The organism is Nocardia aurantia, assembly GCF_009604425.1.
Taxonomy (GTDB): Bacteria; Actinomycetota; Actinomycetes; order Mycobacteriales; family Mycobacteriaceae; genus Nocardia; species Nocardia aurantia.
This window is the reverse complement of record NZ_WEGI01000011.1, coordinates 91,863-106,621: the sequence shown is the minus strand read 5'-3', so window position 1 is coordinate 106,621 and position 14,759 is coordinate 91,863. Positions and strand designations below refer to the sequence as shown.

The window sequence follows — 14,759 nt, the reverse complement described above, 5'->3', positions numbered from 1 at the left end:
CCAGCGATGACCGAAGCCGCCGAACCGATCGACCCCACGGCCGCATGGAGTTTCGAGACCAAGCAGATCCACGTGGGCCAGACCCCCGACGGGACCACCAGCGCCCGTGCGCTGCCCATCTACCAGACGACCTCGTACACCTTCCGCGACACCACCCACGCCGCGGCGCTGTTCGGGCTGGCGGAGCCGGGCAACATCTACACCCGCATCGCCAACCCCACCCAGGACGCGGTCGAGCAGCGGGTCGCGGCGCTGGAGGGGGGCGTCGCGGCCCTGTTCCTGTCCTCCGGTCAGGCGGCGGAGACCTTCGCGATCCTCAACCTCGCGGGCAGCGGCGACCACATCGTGTCCAGCCCCAAGCTGTACGGCGGCACCTACAACCTGTTCCACTACACCCTGCCGAAGCTCGGCATCGAGGTCTCGTTCGTGGACGACCCCGACGATCTCGGCCAGTGGCGCGCGGCGATCCGGCCGAACACCAAGGCGCTGTTCGGCGAGACGGTGTCCAACCCGCAGAACCACATCCTCGATCTGCCCGGCATCGCCGAGGTGGCGCACGCGGCCGGCGTGCCGCTGATCGTCGACAACACGGTGCCGACGCCGTATCTGATCCAGCCGCTGGCCCACGGCGCCGATATCGTCGTGCACTCGGCCACGAAGTACCTGGGCGGGCACGGCGCCGCGATCGCGGGCGTCATCGTCGACGGCGGCACCTTCGACTGGACGGTGCGCGACGAGAACGGCGAGCCGCGCTTCCCCGGCTTCGTCGTCCCGGATCCCAGCTACCACGGTGTCGTGTACGCCGACCTCGGCGCGCCGGCGTTCGCGCTGAAGGCCCGGGTGCAGTTGCTGCGCGACCTCGGCTCGGCCATCGCGCCGTTCAACGCGTTCCTGATCAGCCAGGGCCTCGAGACGCTGAGCCTGCGGGTCGAACGGCACGTGCAGAACGCGCAAGCGGTGGCGGCGTTCCTGGCGGAACGGCCCGACGTCACGACCGTCTACTACGCGGGCCTCGAGTCCTCACCCTGGTACGAACGCGGGCGGCAGCTGGCGCCCAAGGGTGTCGGCGCGGTGATCGGTTTCGAGCTGGCCGGCGGCGTGGACGCGGGCAAGCGGTTCGTGGAGGCCCTCACCCTGCACAGCCACGTCGCCAACATCGGCGATGTGCGGTCGCTGGTGATCCATCCGGCGTCGACCACGCATTCGCAGCTGACCCCGGAGGAGCAGGCGGCCTCGGGCGTGACGCCGGGCCTGGTGCGGCTCGCGGTCGGCATCGAGGGTATCGAGGACATTCTCGACGATCTGCGGGCCGGTTTCGCCGCGGCCGCGCAGTAACGAGCAGGGGTGGATCCCGCGGTCCCTGAATGGATCCACCCCGGACGCCCGGCTGCCCGCACCGAACGGGCGGCTGGGCGTCGTCGCGCCGGGCGCGGCGCATCCGGCCCGGCTCACCGCGCGCTCCAGCCGCCGTCCATCACGTACGACGCCCCGGTCACCATGCCGGCGTGCGCCGAGGCCAGCCAGACCACCAGCGCCGCAACCTCTTCCGGCTCGATGAGGCGCTTGATGGCGCTTTCGGTGAGCAGTACCCGCTCCAGCACCTGCTGCTCCGGAATCCCGTGCGCCGCAGCCTGTTCGGCGATCTGCTTATCCACCAGCGGCGTTCGCACATAGCCGGGATTCACGCAATTGCTGGTGACCCCGTGTACGCCGCCCTCCAGGGCCGTCACCTTGGACAGCCCCTCCAGTGCGTGTTTGGCGGTCACGTACGCGGACTTGAACTCCGAGGCGCGCAGCCCGTGCACCGAGGAGATGTTCACGACCCGCCCGAAGCCCTGCCCGTACATGTGCGGCAGGGCGGCCCGGATCAACAGGAACGGCGCTTCCACCATGAGCGCCAGCATGTTCCGGAATCGCGCGGGCGGGAACTGTTCCAGCGGGCTGACGGTCTGCACCCCCGCGTTGTTGACCAGGATGTCCACCTCCAGCCGCAGCTCCTCCAGGTCCGCCACGTCGAGCAGGTCCACCTCCCACGGCCTTCCGCCGATCTCCCGGGCCACGGCCGCCGCGGCGGCGCCGTCGATGTCGGCGACCGTGACGGCGACCCCGGCGGCGGCGAGCGCGCGGGCGCAGGCCGCCCCGATCCCGCTGCCGCCGCCGGTCACCAGCGCGGAACGTCCGGTCGTCGCGGTCATTTCGCGACGGCCGCGGTGAATTCGGCCGGAGCGGGCTCGATCCGGTCCAGCGCCGCCAGATCCGCGCCCCGGGTCTCCCGCGCGAATCCCACGGCCACCAGCGTCACGGCCGCGGCGCCGGCGAGATACCAGGCGATCGGCACCGACGTCTTGTAGGTGTCCAGCAGTTTCACCGCGATGATCGGCGCCAGCGAACCCGCGACGATCGAGGTCACCTGATAGCCCAGGGACACACCGGAATACCGCATCCGGGTCGGGAACATCTCGGCCATGATGGCCGGTTGCGGCGCGTACATGAAGGCGTGGAACACCAGTCCGACGATGATCGCGGCCATGATGACCGGCTTGTGCCCGCTGTCCATCATCGGGAACGCGAAGAAGCCCCACGTGGCGGTGGTCAGCGCCCCGAACAGATAGACCGGCCGCCGCCCGATCCGATCCGACAGCCTGCCCGCCAGCGGAATCACGACGAAATGCACGGCGTGCGCGGCCAGCAGCCACCACAGGATCGTCTTGGTGTCGGCCTTCACGTGCACCTTCAGATACGTGATCGAGAACGTGACCACCAGGTAATACATGATGTTCTCGCCGAACCGCAGCCCCATCGCGGTGAACACCCCGCGCGGATACCGCCGCAGCACCTCCAGCGCACTGAACGAGGCCTCCCGGATCCGCTCCGCATCCCGTTGCGCCGCAACGAAGATCGGCGCGTCGGTGACCTTGGTGCGGACGTAGTAGCCGATCAGCACCACCACCGCCGACAACCAGAACGCCACCCGCCAGCCCCAGGTGAGGAACGCCGCGTCCGACAGCGTGGAGGTCAGGACCAGCAGCACGACGGTCGCGAGCATGTTGCCCGCCGGCACCCCCGCCTGCGGCCAGCTCGCCCAGAACCCCCGGCCCCGGGCGGGACTGTGCTCGGCGACCAGCAGCACCGCACCACCCCATTCGCCGCCGACGGCGAATCCCTGCAGGAACCGCAGGATCACCAGCAGCGCCGGCGCGAGAAAGCCGACCTGGTGATACGTCGGCAGGCACCCCATCAGGAAGGTGGAGACACCCACCAGCACCAGGCTGACCTGCAACAGCGATTTGCGCCCGTACCGATCGCCGAAGTGCCCGAACACGATTCCGCCGATCGGCCGGGCCGCGAACCCGATCGCGTAGGTGATGAACGCGTCCAGCACCGCGTCCAGATCGCTGCCGCCCTTCGCGAAGAACACCTTGCTGAACACCAGCGTCGCCGCCGTGCCGTAGAGGAAGAACTCATACCATTCGACGACCGTCCCGGCCATCGAGGCGGCCACCACCGTCCGCAGCCCGCGGGTGCCGGAATCGTCCGCCCGCGCCGCGTTGCGCACCCTCATCAGTCACTCCTTCTCGACCGGGAGTCACGCCGCGAAGATGTGACGCCTCCCACATTTCCTGGTCGGATCCGAGTATCGGTGCAGATATATGCCGGTCACAATGCCCAATTCCGCACCGGTTCCCTGCGAAAATGCAGATGTGATCACCAGCCCCACCCCGGCCCGCCGCCCCAGCCCCGACGACCTCCTGGTCCTGCTCGCGGTGGGCCGCACCGGCCGATTCGTCTCCGCCGCAGAGGAACTCGGCATCAACCACACCACCATCTCCCGCCGCGTCGCCGCCCTGGAACAGGCCCTCGGCGGCCGGGTCCTGACCCGCGTCACCGGCGGCTGGGAGCTCACCGACCTGGGTCGCGAGGCGCTGGCCGCGGCCGAGGCCGTCGACGCCGCGGTCCGCTCCCTGGCCACCGACGCCACCGGCGCCCGCATCCTCGAGGGCGTGGTCCGCATCTCCGCCACCGACGGCTTCAGCGCCTACATCGCCGCCCCCGCCGCGGCCGGCGTCCAGCGCCGCCACCCCCGGGTCGCGGTCGAGATCATCACCGCCACCCGCCGGGCCTCCACCCAGCGCTCCGGCCTGGATCTCGAAGTGGTCGTGGGCCGCCCCAAGGTCCACCGCGCGATCGCGACCCCCCTGGGCGACTACTGCCTCGGCCTCTACGGCTCCCGCGACTACCTGGCCGACCACCCCGCCCCCACCGGCATCGACGACCTCGGCCGCCACCCCCTGGTCTACTTCATCGAGTCGATGCTCCAGGTGGACGACCTCGACCTGGCCTCCAGCTTCGCCCCCGCCATGCGCGAATCCGTCTCGTCCACCAACGTTTTCGTCCACGTCGAGGCCACCCGCGCCGCCGCCGGCCTGGGCCTGCTCCCCTGCTTCATGGCCGACCGCCACCCCGACCTGATCCGAGTCCTCCCCACCGAGGTGGCCGTCCGCCTCACCTACTGGCTCGTGGGCCGGCCCGAAACCCTCCGCCGCCCCGAGGTTTCCACCGTCGTCGACGCCCTCCACACGACCGTCGCCGAACAGCGCAACGCCCTGCTCGGCATCACCGCGTGATTCGTTGCCACATCAGGACTCGGTGGTGAGCCGCGGTCGGACGCAACGGATCACGCTGCCAGCGTTTCGTAGAAGGCGAGGTGGGCGGTGGCGGCCCGGTCCCAGTCGTAGCTGCGGGCGAGGTTGCGGCCGTAGATGATTCGGGTGGGGTCGGGGTGGAGGGCGCGGGACATGGCGACGGCCGCGGCGGGTGGGGTGTCGGCGTAGTCGACGGTGTCGGCGAACACCTCGCGCAGGACGGGGAGATCTCGTGCTACGACCGGGATTCCGGCCGCAAGGGCTTCCATCGCGGCGAGGCCGAAGCCCTCCTTCGCGGACAGGAACGGGAGCATGGTGGCGGCGGCCAGCAGCGTGGGCAGGTCGGAGTGCGGGACGGGGCCGAGGACGATCGGGTGCAGGCCGAGTTCGGTGGCACAGGTGTCGAATCGGGACCGGTAGTCGCGGTAGTCGAAGAGGGTCTCGCCGCCGGCGAAGACCAGCTCGAGGTCCGGGTGGTTTCGGGTCAGCAGAGCGAACGCCTCCAGCAGGTCCAGGCTGCCCTTGCGGGGTTCGATGCCGCCGACTGCGAGCACGTAGCGGCCCAGGCGTTCTCGCCAGGCGGCGCGGGCGGGGGCGGCCGTCGGGGCGGCCGCGGCGGCGAAGCGGTCGTATTCGACACCGTTGGGAATCACGGTGGGGCGCAGGCCCCAGCCCGCCTCGACCTCCGCGGCGACCGCGGCCGAGACGCAGATCCGCGCGTACGGCTGCACCACCGCGCGCTCGTGGCAGCGGGCCAGTTCGGGGGTGGTGAAGTGGTCCAGGTGGTGGATGGTGCGGACACAGTGCGGGACGGCGTTGGCGCTGATGCAGTCCTGGGCGTGCGCGACGTCGTAGTCGTTGCCGGGGAAGGCGTTGTGCAGCAGACTGATCGAGCGGAGGATGCGGGGGCCGACCGGTTCGTCCTCGATCGGCGGGAAGGGGACCACGCGCACCGTCACCGCCGGATCCACCGGGCGGAAGAACGCGTCGTCGCCACCGCGGCCCAGCGTCCACACCGTCACGTCCGCACCGGCGCGGGCCAGCGCCTCGGCCAGGTTCAGGGTGTGCACCACCCCACCCCGGGGTTTCGTGGAGTAGGTGAGCAGCGCGATGCGCATCAGTGGATCCCCTTCTCGCGCAACAGGTTGTGATAGGCGTCGGTGCGGCGCTCCGCCAGGTGACGCAGCACCCGCCGGGCCCGGGCGATCTCGGCGTCGACGTCCAGGTCCACGACCGCGAGGCCGCCCTTGGACCAGGTGCGGGCCAGAATCTCCCCGCCGGGCCCGACCACCTTCGCCTGTCCGAGGAAGCGCAGATTGCCGGTCACGCCGGTCTGATTCGACGACACCAGCACCACCTGGTTCTCGGCGGCGCGGGCCTGATCGTAGAGGTCGAACAGGCGGGCCTGGCGGTCGTTGGGCATCCGGGAGGCGCGATCGGTGATGCTCGCGGGCCACGCCGACAGCGCCGCCACGATCCGGGCGCCGTCCAGGGCCAGGGTGCGGGCCGACTCCGGGAAGGTCTTGTCGTAGTCGATCAGCATGCCCAACCGGCCGACGGGAGTATCGAAGGCGGAGAACCGATCCCCCGCGGCGTAGGCCAGATGCTCACCGGCCGGCTGGTGCACCTTGCGATGGCGGCCCAGCACCCCGTCGCCGGACAGGCAGACCGCCGCGTTGTAGCGCAGGTCGCCCGCCCGCTCGGCGTAGCCGGCGCACACCACCATCGCGCCGGCGGTGCGGCACAGCAGCCGGATCTCCGGACCGTCCGGATCGATCGCCTCCGGGCCCGAGGCCGGATCCGGATGGCGCAGATCGCCGATGTAGCCACCGAGCGTGGCGTCCGGCAACACCAGCAGGTCCACGCCGTCGGCCGCCAGTCGCTCGATGATGGCGGCCAGTTTGTCCAGCGAGCGCGCGATATCGGCGCCGAAATGGGCTGCGACGGCGGCGATCCGGATCACGGTCATCCCGGTGCGCCTCAGGCGGCGGCGGTTTCGCGGGCGAGGACCGCGATCCGGTCGGCGAGATGTCCGGCGTCGCGGGCGATCGCGGCGAACCGGCCGGAGCCCCACGTGTGCAGCCAGGGCAACCCCAGGAAGTAGAGCCCGGGAACGGCCGTCACGCCCCGGTGGTGGCACGGATGTCCCGCGCCGTCGAAGACACTCGCGCGCAGCCACCGGTAATCGGTCCGGAAGCCCACCGACCACAGCACCGTCGTGATATCGCATGCGGCGAGGTCGATCTCGGTGATCTCCCGCTCCGGCCGCCACACCGGCACGTACCGCTGCTCGACGGGCGCGTCGATGCCGGACCGGGCGATATAGGCGTCGATCGAGTCCTTGATCCCGTCCGCGACGGCATCGGCGGCGTCCAGGGACCGTTCCAGCGTCGGCGCGAAATGTGCCCGGCCGCTGTGGAAGTCGGCCATCCGCCCGTACAGGGACATGCCCTCGAGGGCGAATCGGCGCAGGTCGATGTCACGGCCGCCGTCGCGGCCGGTGACGTAGTGGTTGGTGTTCTCCCGGCGCGCCAGGCCACCGGGCTGTTCCTGGACGGGAATGTCGTAGTGGCCCATGTCCTGTAGCCACGCCACGCAGTCCCGGCCGCGGTAGAACCGCGCCACCCGCGGCGCGTCACCGGCGGCCAGATGGACCCGCCGTCCCGCCAGATGCAGATCCTCGGCGATCTGCGCCCCCGACTGCCCGGTCCCGACCACCAGGACCGCGCCGGGCGGCAGCGCCGCCGCGCTGCGGTACTGCGCGGAGTGCAGCTGGGTGACCGTGGCGGGCAGCCGCTCCGCGAACCTCGGCACGGTCGGCACGTGGTAACCACCGACCGCGACCACCACCTGATCGCAATGCACCGGCCCCGTGGCGGTTTCGACGTCGAACCCGTCGGCGGCCGGCGTCACCGCGGTGACCTCGGTGTGCTCGCGCACGGGCGGGTCGAAGGTGCCGGCGTAACCACGCACCCAGCGATAGACCTCGTCGCGCGGCATGAAACCGTCCGGATCCGGCCCCTCGTACCGGTAGCCGGGCAGCACGCACTGCCAGTTCGGTGTCACGAGAGTGAAGTTGTCCCAACGACTGTCGCGCCATTCGTGGGCGACGGTGTCCCGCTCGAGCACCACGTGATCGATGCCCCGGTCGACCAGGTGCCGGCTCATCGCCAGCCCGGCCTGACCGGCGCCGATCACCACCACCCGCCGATGCTCAGGCATGAGCGGTCTCCCGTTCCGGTCGGCCCACCACGCCGTAACGCTGGACGACGCTGCCGTACACCTCGGGCCGGCGGTCGCGCAGGTTGTACATGCCGCCGTCGCGGGCGAGTCGCAACGCCTCCGCGACATCGACGGCGGCCGTGGCCAATCCGGGCTCCGTGCCGGTGGTGGCGAGCACGTCGCCGCCCGGTCCGACGATCTTCGCGCTGCACACGAAGCGCAGCGAACCGAACCGGCCCGCCTGATTCGACGCGATCCAGATCACCTGGTTCTCCACCGCGCGGGCCCGATCGAAGATGTCGAACCGCTGGGTCCAGCGATCGTCCTCGAGCCGCTCGGCGGCGGCGGTGCGGGCGGTCGGCCAGGCCGACACCGAGGCGATGATCTCGGCGCCGTCCAGCGCCAGACCGCGCGCGGCCTCCGGGAAGGCCTTGTCGTAACAGATCTGCATGCCCATCCGGCCGATCGGGGTGTCGAACGCCCGGAATTCGGAACCCGCCGCATAGCAGAGGTTTTCGCCGAGCGGCTGATGCACCTTGCGGTAGGAGCCGAGGATGCCGTCGCCGGTGAGGGTGACCGCGGCGTTGTACCGGGTGTCGCCGTCCGCCTCGCAGAAACCGAGGGTCACGACGAGATCCCCGGCGAGGGCGGCGATCCGGCGCAGTTCCGGTCCGTCCAGGTTCAATGCCGGTGGCAGGCTGCGCAACCGGCGCTGCCGCGCCTCCTCGCTCTCGTCGGTGCCGCCGAGGCTGGTCAGATAGCCGCCGAGGCAGGCCTCGGGCAGGACCAGCAGCCGGCTGCCGCGGGCGCGCGCCTCGTCGATCAGGGCGCCGATGGTCCGATAGCACTGTTCCAGATCGCGGCCGAATTCGGCGGCGGCGACGGAGATGACGGTCTCGCTCATGATTCTCCCAATCCGGTGACGGTGCCGGGCACCGCGTCGGTGACGGCCCCGTCGGGCCAGCGCAAGACGACTCCCGGTGTGGCGGTCAAGGTTCCGCACACCGCCGAGGTCGCCGGTCCGGGGTCGGCGATGCGCGCGCCGGGGTGATCGGCGGTGAGCATCGCGAAACCCGGGAAGCAGGTGAGCCAATCGGCCGTTCCGGCGCCGACGGGCCGCGGGACGCGGGCCACCTCCACCTCGGCCCCGACTCCGGACGCCTCGGCCAGCATGCCGGCGGTACCGGCCAGCCCGGCCATGCTGACATCCTTGGCGGCGGCGGGCGCGGTGGCGGCGACGAAACCGCCCAGGGCGCGCAGTTCGGCGCCGCTGCGGGATGTCGTCGAATCCCATTGGCGTCCTTGGTATCCCGGTCGCCAGCGACCGCCGAGGTCGGCGGTCACGCGCAGTTCGTGGCCCGCCCGGCCGCCACCGCCGGGAATCGGCCGCGCGGTGCGGCCGAGTGCGGTGACCGACAGCGCGGCGGACACGCCGAGCTGGGTGTGACCGCCGAGCACCGGCACGTCCCAGGCTCGTGCGGCCTCGGCCAGCCCGCGCAGGATCCGGGTCAGCAGCGAATCGGTCGGCGCACCCACCGCGTCCAGCAGCCCGACCGGTGCCGCGCCCATCGCCGCGAGATCGTTGAGGTTGACCAGCACCGCACACCAACCGGCCCATTCCGGGTCACGTTCCACCATGGCGGGAACGATCGCGTCGCAGGCCGCGATCAGGTCCGTGCCGGGCACCGGCGCTCCGTCGTCACCGCGGAAACCACTGCCGCCCAGTGCCATCGGATGCCGGTTCAGCACCGCGAGGGCGGGACCGAGCGCGGCCTTGGTGGCGTGGGCCAGCCGCCGGATCCGGTCGATCGGCCACCGCATCCGCACATGTGGCGTCGCGCCGATCACACAGTCGCCCAGGCGATTCCAGCCCAGACGCGCGAACATCGGCTCGTGCGCCGCCTGGACGGTCGCCTCGAAGCGCAGGACGCCACCGGCCTCGGCGTGCGCACAGGCGGCGCGCACCAGGGCGGGACCGAGCCCGTGGGTGCGACGGGCCGGATCCACCACCAACCGGCTGCCGGTCCACCAGCCCAGATCCGGGTCGGTCGCCGGAGCCAGGCGCACCCCGCCGAGGATCGTGCCGTCGGCGGTGGCCGCGACCAGCACGACCGTGCGCGGGTCATCGTCCAGGTCGTCGGCATCGCTGCCGGCGAACAGGCCCTGTTCGACGACGAAGGCCGACCGGCGCAGGGCCCGGTAGGCGGCCAGGTCCCGGCCGTCGGCGGACCGGATCAGATAGCCCGGGGCAGCCGCGACCGTCTGCCCGGCCAGCAGGCAGCGATCGACCTGCGGCGCTCGTGGCCTATCCAGACCCGCACCCCACCAGGCTGTTTCACCGGAAGTGGCGAATCGCGCGGCCGGCATGTCAACCTCCCAGACTCGGCAGGACGCTGCACGCTCCGCAGGCCGCACAGCCGGCCTTCTGCCCACTGCCCGCCATCCCGGCGCGGCGCAACGCCAGCGCCACCCGCTCGGTCACCTCGGCCAGCAGCTCCGCCGGTGGCCCCTGCGCGCCGTCGACGACAGCGGCGAGGGTGCCCGCCAGCGGGCGGAACGGCACCACGAACGGGTACACCCCCATCGCGATGAGTTCCTCTGCGCCGGAGACCAACTCGTCGGGATCCTCACCGAGCCCGACGAGCAGATAGGTGGACACCTGGTTGCGGCCGAACAGCCGCACCGCCTCGGCCCAGGCCGCCCGGTATTCCGACAGCGGCACCGTGGATTTGCCCGGCATCCACCGGGCGCGCACCCGGTCGTCCAGCGATTCCACGTGAATGCCGATGGAATCGGCTCCGGCGGAACGCAATTCGGACAGCGCGGCCGGATCGCCGGGCGGTTCGCACTGCACCTGGATCGGCAGATCCGGTACCGCCGCGCGGACCGCGCGGACACACCGGGCCAGATGCCGTGCGCCCCGGTCTTTTCCGGCAGAGGTACCGGTGGTCATCACCATCTGCCGTACCCCGTCGAGCCGGACCGCCGCCGCGGCCACCTCGGCCAACTGCTCCGGCCGTTTCACCGCGACGGTGTTGCCCGCGGCCAGCGACTCCTCGATGGAACAGAACCGGCAGCGCTGGTCCGCGGCGTAGCGGATACACGTCTGAACCACGGTGGTGGCCAGCACATCCGCGCCGTGCAGCCGGGCGATCTGCTCGTAGGCGACGCCGTCGGCGGTGCGCAGATCGTAGAAGCGCGGGCGGCGTACCGGTTCGACGGCGATGCCGAGGTCCGCGCCGTCGAGCAGCAGCCGGTCGCCGCGGATCTCGTAGGGGCTGTCGGCCCGGATCGGCAGTGCCGCACCGATTCCGCCGATCAGCACGTGGCCGTCGTCGCTCGGCCCGGCGCCGGCGCGCCGCCGCACCGGTACCTCGACGCGTATTCCGCGCAGCGCCAGATCCACGCGGGTGGACACCTCGGTCATCGCCGGTGTCCCTACACCTGATAGGTGGAGTTGATGATGGCGCCCTTGCGGGCGTAGTGGATCAGCGCGTCCTGCACGTCCAGCGGGTGGGCCGGGACCACGCCCTCGATCAGGTCTTCCTCGCGCGCGCCGTGCAGCGCCAGGCCGAATCGGCACGCGAACACCGTGCCGCCCTCCTTGATGAACGTGCTCAACGCGTCGTTGATGTTCTGCTCGCCCGGGAATCCGGCGTCGCCGGTGGTGGGGAAGCCGCGGTTGGCGATGCAGTTGATCGCGCCCGGACCGTAGAAGTAGATGGCGGACTCGAAACCCTTGCGCAGCGCGCGGGTCGCCTGCAGGACCGCCACGAAACTCACCGACGATTCGTGCGCGATGCCGTGCACCAGGGTGAAATAGGTCTCGCCGGCCTCGGCCCGATAGTCCGGGAAGATCTTGGTACCGCCGTAGATGTTGGTACCCTTCGGCAGCGCCGGATGCGGAATCTCCGCAAGGGATTTCGCGATATTCGCCTCGATCTGCTGATCGATGTCGGCGGTCGGCTCGGCGGGTGCGGACATGTCGTCACTCCTGAACGGGTTGCGAGGATGGGGCCCGATCCGGCTGCCGCCGGGTCCGGCGATGCATCCAGTGCACGCCCGCCGCGTTTCCGGATGGTCACGTCCGGAATAATTGGCGATAGCCGGGAGTTCACCGCCGTGATGATCTCGGAGATGCTCGTAATTCGTTGCGGCACAATAATTACGATCGAATCCGGCAGGTTCCGCCGATCGTCGCGACCGGTTCGATCCGGCGACGGGGAAATCATCGTTCTGGGCTTTCCCCGGAAGCGGTTAACAATCGACGAGGCCGAATCGGCGCGGCGTCACACGGCCGTAACCGGCTCGTCGCGGGCGGCGGGAACCCGAAAATGGTATCCATGCGGATTATCTGTAATGGATATAATGGGCGGCATGACCGCCATGGCATCGTCGCGCACCGAACCCGATCTCTCCTACCTGCTGGACCGAACCAGCCATGTGCTGCGGACCAGGATGGCGGCGGCCCTGGCCGAGATCGGCCTCACCGCGCGGATGCACTGCGCGCTCGTGCACGCGCTGGAGGAGGAACGGACCCAGATCCAGCTCGCCGAGATCGGGGACATGGACAAGACCACCATGGTCAACACCATCGACGCCCTGGAACAGGCGGGCCTCGCGGCGCGGAAACCGTCCAGCACCGACCGGCGGGCCCGCATCGTCGCGGTCACCGCGAAGGGCCGGCGGGTGGCCGAGCAGAGCCGGCGCATCGTCGACGGCGTGCATCGCGCGGCGCTGGAGTCACTGCCCGCCGACGAACGCACCGTGATGCTCCGGGCACTGACCCGCCTCACCGAAGGCGAACTGGCCACCCCCGTCGAATCCCCGGTCGCCGCCCGCCGCGCACGCCAGTCGTCACGGTGAGCCCGGCCGTCCGTAGTGGCGCTTCCACCACATCGGCCCGCACAGCGCCGCCGGACACCGGTCGCCGGCCGACCGCGATCATGGTCGGCCGGGCGTCCCGCTCGGATCAGCGGCCGGCGTGCGCGGCTTCCCCGTCGGCGGCGGCCACGGCCGATCCCGATCCGGCAACCGTCGTCTCCGCGACCGGCAGGTCCGCGACCCGAGCGGACGCGGCGGGCTTCGGGCGACGCAGGAGGGTGAGGGTGACCACCAGCGCGGCGGCCAGCAGGCCGGTGGCGAGTGTGAACGCCGCGCGATAGCCGCTGGTGAGCGCCTCGGCGGAGGTCGCGCCGCCCGCCAGGGCGCCGGCGGTCCGGGAGGCCGCCACGGTGGACAGCACCGCGACGCCCAGCGCCATGCCGATCTGCTGGGTGGTGTTGAACAACCCGCCCGCGAGTCCGGCGTCGGCCTCGCTCGCGGCCGACATCCCGAGCGTGGCCAGCGCCGGGAGCACGAGCCCGCCTCCGGCGATCAGTACCATCGTGGGCAGCAGATCGGTGAGGTAGGTGGCGTGCACCGGTAGCCGGGTCAGCAACGCCAGCGCGCCCGCGAGGAGCACCAGCCCGGTCACGAGCACCGCACGGGGGCCGAACCGGGTGTTGAGCCGAGCCGAAAGCATCAGCGACACACCGCCGATCGCCACCGCGGCGGGCAGCATGGCCAGGCCGGTGGCGGTCGCGCCGTACCCCAGCACCTTCTGCATGAACAGCGCCACCATGATCTGGAAGCCGAACATGCCCGACAGCGCGAGCATCTGGATCAGGTTCGCGCCGACGACGGTGCGCGAGCGGAAGATTCGCAACGGCAGCAGCGGGGTCCGGGCCCGCGACTGACGGAACACGAAACCGGCCAGCAGCACCACCGACACCGCGGCCAGGATCAGGGTCCGCGCCGACGCCCACCCGTGGTCGGCGATGCCGACGACGGTGTAGATCCCCAGCATCAGACCGCCGGTGACCAGCACCGCACCCAGCACATCGGCACCCGCGCGCACCCCGACGCCCCGATCCCGCGGCAGCACCCGCACCGCGGCGGCGACGGTGACGACCCCGATCGGGACGTTGATGAAGAAGATCCAGTGCCAGCTCAGGGTATCGGTGAGGACGCCGCCCAGCACCTGTCCGATCGAGGCGCCCGCGGCCCCGGTGGAGCTGAAAACCCCGATGGCGGTGGCTCTTTCGCGCGCCTCGGTGAACACCGTGACCAGGATTCCCAGCACCACGGCCGTCGCCAGGGCACTGCCGGCCCCCTGCAGGAACCGCGCCGCGATCAGCCAGCCCGGCCCGCTCGCCACACCGGCCAGCACCGACGCGGCCGTGAAGACCACGTTGCCCGCGATGAAGACGGTCCGGCGGCCGATCAGATCGCCCGCCCGCCCGGCCAGCAACAGCAGCCCGCCGAACGCGATCAGATACGCGTTCACGGTCCAACTCAGTTGCGCCGGAGCGAATCCCAGATCCTGTTGGATCGCGGGCATCGCCACGGTGACGATGCTGCCGTCGAGGATCGTCATCAGCGCTGACGCGGACAACACCACCAGCGCGGCAAGTTTGGGAACCGACATCGTGCACTCCCGTCTGTTCAGGTCCCGGAGGAACAAGAACGAGACTAGCGGATAGTTTCGTTACAGACAATCCGCAAGAGAACTGTGAGGTGGGCGGCCGATCCGAGCGACGCCGGCCGTCCCGCACATCCGGAAACCTGGCGCGTGGCCGGAAACCGCTGGTCCGATCGCCGTCGACACGCCGGGGAAAAGCCACCGAAAAGTCGGCACGTGCGCCTGAAATCGAACCGCGTGCCGGCATATGCACGCTCTTTTCGGGTTCGCCACGAATTCACTTCGGCACTCGATCACCGCGGCGCTCCGAAAAATTCCATGTACCCGAGGCCCTCATCGGGCCGGCGCGCCAATTGCGCGCGGTCCGAGCACTTTCGAAGATTCGAAAATCGATGTGCGCGCGCACATCCGGATGCAATATCGCGGACCAA

13 protein-coding genes are annotated in these 14,759 nt (G+C 70.7%); 3 read left to right on the top strand and 10 right to left on the bottom strand.

Going from position 1 to position 14,759, the window contains the following annotated elements; all coding sequences use genetic code 11:
* The first annotated feature begins 6 nt into the window (after nucleotides 1-6).
* Nucleotides 7-1,335: a bifunctional o-acetylhomoserine/o-acetylserine sulfhydrylase gene (locus tag NRB56_RS24785; RefSeq protein ID WP_153346244.1), complete on the top strand. Its 1,329-nt coding sequence runs from the start codon at nucleotides 7-9 to the stop codon at nucleotides 1,333-1,335.
* Between the two features lie 113 nt (nucleotides 1,336-1,448).
* Here the strand turns inward: NRB56_RS24785 and NRB56_RS24780 are convergent, their stop codons facing one another.
* Complete coding sequence (locus NRB56_RS24780; RefSeq protein ID WP_153346241.1) at nucleotides 1,449-2,195, bottom strand: 3-hydroxybutyrate dehydrogenase; 747 nt, start codon at nucleotides 2,193-2,195, stop codon at nucleotides 1,449-1,451.
* Nucleotides 2,192-3,562, bottom strand: coding sequence for an MFS transporter (locus NRB56_RS24775; protein ID WP_153346239.1), 1,371 nt, complete (start codon nucleotides 3,560-3,562; stop codon nucleotides 2,192-2,194). The genes NRB56_RS24780 and NRB56_RS24775 overlap by 4 nt, the downstream gene beginning before the upstream one ends.
* A gap of 100 nt (nucleotides 3,563-3,662) precedes the next feature.
* Here NRB56_RS24775 and NRB56_RS24770 point away from each other — a divergent pair, with 100 nt between their 5' ends.
* Nucleotides 3,663-4,625 (top strand): LysR family transcriptional regulator, encoded by a 963-nt coding sequence (locus NRB56_RS24770; protein ID WP_153346237.1) that lies wholly within the window; start codon nucleotides 3,663-3,665, stop codon nucleotides 4,623-4,625.
* 50 nt (nucleotides 4,626-4,675) lie between these two features.
* Here NRB56_RS24770 and NRB56_RS24765 read toward each other — a convergent pair whose 3' ends face one another.
* From NRB56_RS24765 to NRB56_RS24735, 7 genes are read right to left on the bottom strand one after another with little or no spacing between them, the layout of a single operon-like run.
* Complete coding sequence (locus NRB56_RS24765; RefSeq protein ID WP_153346235.1) at nucleotides 4,676-5,761, bottom strand: MSMEG_0565 family glycosyltransferase; 1,086 nt, start codon at nucleotides 5,759-5,761, stop codon at nucleotides 4,676-4,678.
* Nucleotides 5,761-6,612, bottom strand: coding sequence for a carbon-nitrogen hydrolase family protein (locus NRB56_RS24760; RefSeq protein WP_153346233.1), 852 nt, complete (start codon nucleotides 6,610-6,612; stop codon nucleotides 5,761-5,763). The genes NRB56_RS24765 and NRB56_RS24760 overlap by 1 nt, the downstream gene beginning before the upstream one ends.
* An 11-nt stretch (nucleotides 6,613-6,623) precedes the next feature.
* Complete coding sequence (locus tag NRB56_RS24755; protein ID WP_153346231.1) at nucleotides 6,624-7,865, bottom strand: MSMEG_0569 family flavin-dependent oxidoreductase; 1,242 nt, start codon at nucleotides 7,863-7,865, stop codon at nucleotides 6,624-6,626.
* Nucleotides 7,858-8,769 (bottom strand): carbon-nitrogen hydrolase family protein, encoded by a 912-nt coding sequence (locus NRB56_RS24750; RefSeq protein ID WP_153346229.1) that lies wholly within the window; start codon nucleotides 8,767-8,769, stop codon nucleotides 7,858-7,860. The genes NRB56_RS24755 and NRB56_RS24750 overlap by 8 nt, the downstream gene beginning before the upstream one ends.
* Nucleotides 8,766-10,232: an MSMEG_0567/sll0787 family protein gene (locus NRB56_RS24745; RefSeq protein ID WP_153346227.1), complete on the bottom strand. Its 1,467-nt coding sequence runs from the start codon at nucleotides 10,230-10,232 to the stop codon at nucleotides 8,766-8,768. The genes NRB56_RS24750 and NRB56_RS24745 overlap by 4 nt, the downstream gene beginning before the upstream one ends.
* A 1-nt stretch (nucleotide 10,233) precedes the next feature.
* Complete coding sequence (locus NRB56_RS24740; RefSeq protein ID WP_153346225.1) at nucleotides 10,234-11,292, bottom strand: MSMEG_0568 family radical SAM protein; 1,059 nt, start codon at nucleotides 11,290-11,292, stop codon at nucleotides 10,234-10,236.
* 11 nt (nucleotides 11,293-11,303) lie between these two features.
* On the bottom strand, nucleotides 11,304-11,849 hold the full coding sequence (locus NRB56_RS24735) for an MSMEG_0572/Sll0783 family nitrogen starvation response protein (RefSeq protein ID WP_153346223.1): 546 nt from the start codon (nucleotides 11,847-11,849) through the stop codon (nucleotides 11,304-11,306).
* A gap of 393 nt (nucleotides 11,850-12,242) precedes the next feature.
* On the opposite strand from NRB56_RS24735, the gene NRB56_RS24730 reads away from it, so the two are divergent.
* A complete protein-coding gene (locus NRB56_RS24730; RefSeq protein WP_153346222.1) occupies nucleotides 12,243-12,731 on the top strand; it encodes a MarR family winged helix-turn-helix transcriptional regulator in 489 nt (162 codons plus the stop codon).
* A gap of 106 nt (nucleotides 12,732-12,837) precedes the next feature.
* Here the strand turns inward: NRB56_RS24730 and NRB56_RS24725 are convergent, their stop codons facing one another.
* Nucleotides 12,838-14,334: an MFS transporter gene (locus tag NRB56_RS24725; protein WP_153346219.1), complete on the bottom strand. Its 1,497-nt coding sequence runs from the start codon at nucleotides 14,332-14,334 to the stop codon at nucleotides 12,838-12,840.
* Between the last annotated feature and the right edge of the window lie 425 nt (nucleotides 14,335-14,759).